Annotated in this window: 5 protein-coding genes and 1 pseudogene; 4 read left to right on the plus strand and 2 right to left on the minus strand. The window is 51.8% G+C overall.

Annotated features, from left to right (window positions below; genetic code table 11):
• On the plus strand, positions 1 to 273 hold a 273-nt coding region (locus IL54_RS25200; RefSeq protein WP_037479307.1), incomplete at its 5' end, for a hypothetical protein.
• Positions 274 to 279: 6 nt separating this feature from the next.
• Positions 280 to 513: an MbeD family mobilization/exclusion protein gene (locus IL54_RS18725; RefSeq protein WP_000137445.1), complete on the plus strand. Its 234-nt coding sequence runs from the start codon at positions 280 to 282 to the stop codon at positions 511 to 513.
• 317 nt (positions 514 to 830) lie between these two features.
• Here the strand turns inward: IL54_RS18725 and IL54_RS23315 are convergent, their stop codons facing one another.
• Both IL54_RS23315 and IL54_RS18735 read right to left on the minus strand, forming a co-directional pair.
• The gene (locus tag IL54_RS23315; protein ID WP_001254967.1) at positions 831 to 1,250 is read right to left on the minus strand and encodes an Exc2 family lipoprotein; all 420 of its coding nucleotides are present in this window, start codon (positions 1,248 to 1,250) and stop codon (positions 831 to 833) included.
• An 80-nt stretch (positions 1,251 to 1,330) separates the two neighbouring features.
• Complete coding sequence (locus tag IL54_RS18735) at positions 1,331 to 1,717, minus strand: hypothetical protein (protein WP_000147848.1); 387 nt, start codon at positions 1,715 to 1,717, stop codon at positions 1,331 to 1,333.
• Positions 1,718 to 2,027: 310 nt separating this feature from the next.
• Between IL54_RS18735 and cea the strand changes: the two genes are divergently transcribed.
• Both cea and IL54_RS18745 read left to right on the plus strand, forming a co-directional pair.
• Positions 2,028 to 3,587, plus strand: a complete 1,560-nt coding sequence (gene cea / locus IL54_RS23320; RefSeq protein ID WP_076605537.1) for a pore-forming bacteriocin colicin E1 — start codon at positions 2,028 to 2,030, stop codon at positions 3,585 to 3,587.
• Positions 3,532 to 5,316 (plus strand): annotated as a pseudogene (locus tag IL54_RS18745) (Tn3-like element TnAs3 family transposase); the annotation flags it as partial. The gene cea and the pseudogene IL54_RS18745, both read left to right, overlap by 56 nt.
• Between the last annotated feature and the right edge of the window lie 134 nt (positions 5,317 to 5,450).

Here is a 5,450-nt window from a genome sequence, read left to right on the forward strand (position 1 = left end):
AAGCTGGCAGGGAATACGGGCATGATGTTACTGGGGATAGTCTTTCTCCTGTTTACCGCGAGTGGCGGGACGCTCTGGTATCTTGGAGGGAGGATACAGGCGAACCTGGAAGAAATCAGGAAGCAGGAAGAGACATTGCAGAAACTGAACGCGAAGACATGGGGCGTGGAGTTTGTGCAGGACGGGAACAGGAAATTCCTTGTCCTTCCGTACGGGAAATCAGCGGAGGTGATTCCCTTTCAGGGGAAAGAGTGGGTACATCTGAAGGAGTGACACAGAGTGACAGAGCTGGAAACACATTTGCTGAACGCCTTAGAGCAGCTGCAACAGGACTATATGCAGCGGCTGAGCGAATGGGAGAGCGCCTTCGTGGAATTGCAGAAGATGTTTTCGCTTACGCAACGGGACAACGCGATGCTGAACGAGCGGGTCATGCAGTTGAGTCAGCAGGTGCAGCACTTGAGCGAGCAGACAGAACGCTTGAGCCAGTTATACAGCGAGAACTGGAGATAAGAGAGGAACGGCTGATACAGGAGCGCGAACATGTGTTATCCCTGGAACGGGAGCGTCAGCCGGAAATACAGGAACGCACGCTGGATGGCCCTTCGCTGGGATGGTGAAACCATGAAAAATGGCAGCTTCAGTGGATTAAGTGGGGGTAATGTGGCCTGTACCCTCTGGTTGCATAGGTATTCATACGGTTAAAATTTATCAGGCGCGATCGCGGCAGTTTTTCGGGTGGTTTGTTGCCATTTTTACCTGTCTGCTGCCGTGATCGCGCTGAACGCGTTTTAGCGGTGCGTACAATTAAGGGATTATGGTAAATCCACTTACTGTCTGCCCTCGTAGCCATCGAGATAAACCGCAGAAATCGTGTCAGCCAGCAGCCTGGATTTTTTCGGGGTAAGGTCTTTGCTGCGGTAATCAGTACCCGCAAATTGAGTTGTGCCCCGGAGTGAGTTTAAAAATTCCTGGCTGTGAAACTGCTGAATGCGTTGTTGCACATCACTCCGTGATTTTCCTGTCGCTTTATCTTTAGCTCCCATATCCCAGAACTGCCGAAAAAAAGGCACCATCATTCGTGTTGTGTCGGCTTTTTGGGTGGAAAAGTTGGGATCAAAACCGTCATCAGAAGCATATACGTAATGCCGGGTATGTTGTTCCACGCTGCCCTTTGGGGTACAGGCTGTGAGAGCTACTGTTGCTGTTATCATGGCGATAAGACAAAGTTTGTTTCCGGTACGTCTCATGAGTGTCTCCCTACCTTAAAGTATTTATTCTCGGTGAGTTATTATCCGAAGACTATTTTATCATCAGTCTCTGACAGCGTTCAGCGACCGAACAACCTGGACCAGAATCCCCGTTTCTTTTCCAGTTCCAGTGCCTGCCTGAGCTGGGCTATCTCATTTTGTAGCTGTTCCCGTTCTGCTTCCTGGCGTCTGCGATCCATATCCTGTGCCTGTTTATCCTCAAGCATCAGCGTCAGGCATTGTTTCAGCTCATTCAGTTCCCGGAGAATGCGTTCTGTCTGCTGATCATGTGGATTTTCTGCATGTCCCTCACTGTGCCTTTCTGGTGTCTCATTCTGCTTTAATTCGCCGTATGCCCGGATCAGTTCACTGGTTTCAAACTCCCGTCGTCCGTCCCTGCCGGTACGGTAACTGACAAGGCCTGCGCGCATATCACGGTAAAACTGTGAACGCGATCTGCCTGTCATTTTTAGTGCGTCCCGGAGTGTGTGCCATGCCATAAAGTGACAGTGTCCCATAGATGTCTCATCTCATAGTTTCAGTAAAACATAATGAGGTCTGAGAACGGTAATGTTTGTGCTGGTTTTTGTGGCATCGGGCGAGAATAGCGCGTGGTGTGAAAGACTGTTTTTTTGATCGTTTTCACAAAAATGGAAGTCCACAGTCTTGACAGGGAAAATGCAGCGGCGTAGCTTTTATGCTGTATATAAAACCAGTGGTTATATGTACAGTATTTATTTTTAACTTATTGTTTTAAAAGTCAAAGAGGATTTTATAATGGAAACCGCGGTAGCGTACTATAAAGATGGTGTTCCTTATGATGATAAGGGACAGGTAATTATTACTCTTTTGAATGGTACTCCTGACGGGAGTGGCTCTGGCGGCGGAGGTGGAAAAGGAGGCAGTAAAAGTGAAAGTTCTGCAGCTATTCATGCAACTGCTAAATGGTCTACTGCTCAATTAAAGAAAACACAGGCAGAGCAGGCTGCCCGGGCAAAAGCTGCAGCGGAAGCACAGGCGAAAGCAAAGGCAAACAGGGATGCGCTGACTCAGCGCCTGAAGGATATCGTGAATGAGGCTCTTCGTCACAATGCCTCACGTACGCCTTCAGCAACAGAGCTTGCTCATGCTAATAATGCAGCTATGCAGGCGGAAGCAGAGCGTTTGCGCCTTGCGAAAGCAGAAGAAAAAGCCCGTAAAGAAGCGGAAGCAGCAGAAAAGGCTTTTCAGGAAGCAGAACAACGACGTAAAGAGATTGAACGGGAGAAGGCTGAAACAGAACGCCAGTTGAAACTGGCTGAAGCTGAAGAGAAACGACTGGCTGCATTGAGTGAAGAAGCTAAAGCTGTTGAGATCGCCCAAAAAAAACTTTCTGCTGCACAATCTGAAGTGGTGAAAATGGATGGAGAGATTAAGACTCTCAATTCTCGTTTAAGCTCCAGTATCCATGCCCGTGATGCAGAAATGAAAACGCTCGCTGGAAAACGAAATGAACTGGCTCAGGCATCCGCTAAATATAAAGAACTGGATGAGCTGGTCAAAAAACTATCACCAAGAGCCAATGATCCGCTTCAGAACCGTCCTTTTTTTGAAGCAACCAGACGACGGGTTGGGGCCGGTAAGATTAGAGAAGAAAAACAAAAACAGGTAACAGCATCAGAAACACGTATTAACCGGATAAATGCTGATATAACTCAGATCCAGAAGGCTATTTCTCAGGTCAGTAATAATCGTAATGCCGGTATCGCTCGTGTTCATGAAGCTGAAGAAAATTTGAAAAAAGCACAGAATAATCTCCTTAATTCACAGATTAAGGATGCTGTTGATGCAACAGTTAGCTTTTATCAAACGCTGACTGAAAAATATGGTGAAAAATATTCGAAAATGGCACAGGAACTTGCTGATAAGTCTAAAGGTAAGAAAATCGGCAATGTGAATGAAGCTCTCGCTGCTTTTGAAAAATACAAGGATGTTTTAAATAAGAAATTCAGCAAAGCCGATCGTGATGCTATTTTTAATGCGTTGGCATCGGTGAAGTATGATGACTGGGCTAAACATTTAGATCAGTTTGCCAAGTACTTGAAGATTACGGGGCATGTTTCTTTTGGATATGATGTGGTATCTGATATCCTAAAAATTAAGGATACAGGTGACTGGAAGCCACTATTTCTTACATTAGAGAAGAAAGCTGCAGATGCAGGGGTGAGTTATGTTGTTGCTTTACTTTTTAGCTTGCTTGCTGGAACTACATTAGGTATTTGGGGTATTGCTATTGTTACAGGAATTCCTTGCCGTGCTCAAGCTGCGGGCCGCGCCCGCCGCCAAAAACGTGCTTGATGCCATTGAGGTGCTGCGCGGCATGAACACCGACAACGCCCGCAAGCTGCCAGCCGATGCACCGACCGGCTTCATCAAGCCGCGCTGGCAGAAACTGGTGATGACCGACGCCGGCATCGACCGGCGCTACTACGAACTGTGCGCGCTGTCCGAGTTGAAGAACTCCCTGCGCTCGGGCGACATCTGGGTGCAGGGTTCACGCCAGTTCAAGGACTTCGAGGACTACCTGGTACCGCCCGAGAAGTTCACCAGCCTCAAGCAGTCCAGCGAATTGCCGCTGGCCGTGGCCACCGACTGCGAACAATATCTGCATGAGCGGCTGACGCTGCTGGAAGCACAACTTGCCACCGTCAACCGCATGGCGGCAGCCAACGACCTGCCGGATGCCATCATCACCGAGTCGGGCTTGAAGATCACGCCGCTGGATGCGGCGGTGCCCGACACCGCGCAGGCGCTGATAGACCAGACAGCCATGGTCCTGCCGCACGTCAAGATCACCGAACTGCTGCTCGAAGTCGATGAGTGGACGGGCTTCACCCGGCACTTCACGCACTTGAAATCGGGCGATCTGGCCAAGGACAAGAACCTGTTGTTGACCACGATCCTGGCCGACGCGATCAACCTGGGCCTGACCAAGATGGCCGAGTCCTGCCCCGGCACGACCTACGCGAAGCTCGCTTGGCTGCAAGCCTGGCATACCCGCGACGAAACGTACTCGACAGCGTTGGCTGAACTGGTCAACGCTCAGTTTCGGCATCCCTTTGCCGGGCACTGGGGCGATGGCACCACATCATCATCGGACGGACAGAATTTCCGAACCGCTAGCAAGGCAAAGAGCACGGGGCACATCAACCCAAAATATGGCAGCAGCCCAGGACGGACTTTCTACACCCACATCTCCGACCAATACGCGCCATTCCACACCAAGGTGGTCAATGTCGGCCTGCGCGACTCAACCTACGTGCTCGACGGCCTGCTGTACCACGAATCCGACCTGCGGATCGAGGAGCACTACACCGACACGGCGGGCTTCACCGATCACGTCTTCGCCCTGATGCACCTCTTGGGCTTCCGCTTCGCGCCGCGCATCCGCGACCTGGGCGACACCAAGCTCTACATCCCGAAGGGCGATGCCGCCTATGACGCGCTCAAGCCGATGATCGGCGGCACGCTCAACATCAAGCACGTCCGCGCCCATTGGGACGAAATCCTGCGGCTGGCCACCTCGATCAAGCAGGGCACGGTGACGGCCTCGCTGATGCTCAGGAAACTCGGCAGCTACCCGCGCCAGAACGGCTTGGCCGTCGCGCTGCGCGAGTTGGGCCGCATCGAGCGCACGCTGTTCATCCTCGACTGGCTGCAAAGCGTCGAGCTACGCCGCCGCGTGCATGCCGGGCTGAACAAGGGCGAGGCGCGCAATGCGCTGGCCCGTGCCGTGTTCTTCAACCGCCTTGGTGAAATCCGTGACCGCAGTTTCGAGCAGCAGCGCTACCGGGCCAGCGGCCTCAACCTGGTGACGGCGGCCATCGTGCTGTGGAACACGGTCTACCTGGAGCGTGCGGCGCATGCGTTGCGCGGCAATGGTCATGCCGTCGATGACTCGCTATTGCAGTACCTGTCGCCACTCGGCTGGGAGCACATCAACCTGACCGGTGATTACCTATGGCGCAGCAGCGCCAAGATCGGCGCGGGGAAGTTCAGGCCGCTACGGCCTCTGCAACCGGCTTAGCGTGCTTTATTTAATGAGATGGTCACTCCCTCCTTCCCGGTACTATGCTGAGGACAGGCTTTCATTCGGAGAACGGCTTTGTTGAATAAATCAGATTTCGGGTAAGTCTCCCCCGTAGCGGGTTGTGTTTTCAG

It is taken from the genome of Sphingobium sp. ba1 (assembly GCF_000743655.1).
Taxonomy (GTDB): domain Bacteria; phylum Pseudomonadota; class Alphaproteobacteria; order Sphingomonadales; family Sphingomonadaceae; genus Sphingobium.

What these genes read in the sequence shown, in the direction of transcription:
- IL54_RS23315 (WP_001254967.1), bottom strand. Translation starts at nt 1,250, where the DNA reads ATGAGACGTACCGGAAACAAACTTTGTCTTATCGCCATGATAACAGCA.
- IL54_RS18735 (WP_000147848.1), bottom strand. Translation starts at nt 1,717, where the DNA reads ATGACAGGCAGATCGCGTTCACAGTTTTACCGTGATATGCGCGCAGGC.
- cea (WP_076605537.1), top strand. Translation starts at nt 2,028, where the DNA reads ATGGAAACCGCGGTAGCGTACTATAAAGATGGTGTTCCTTATGATGAT.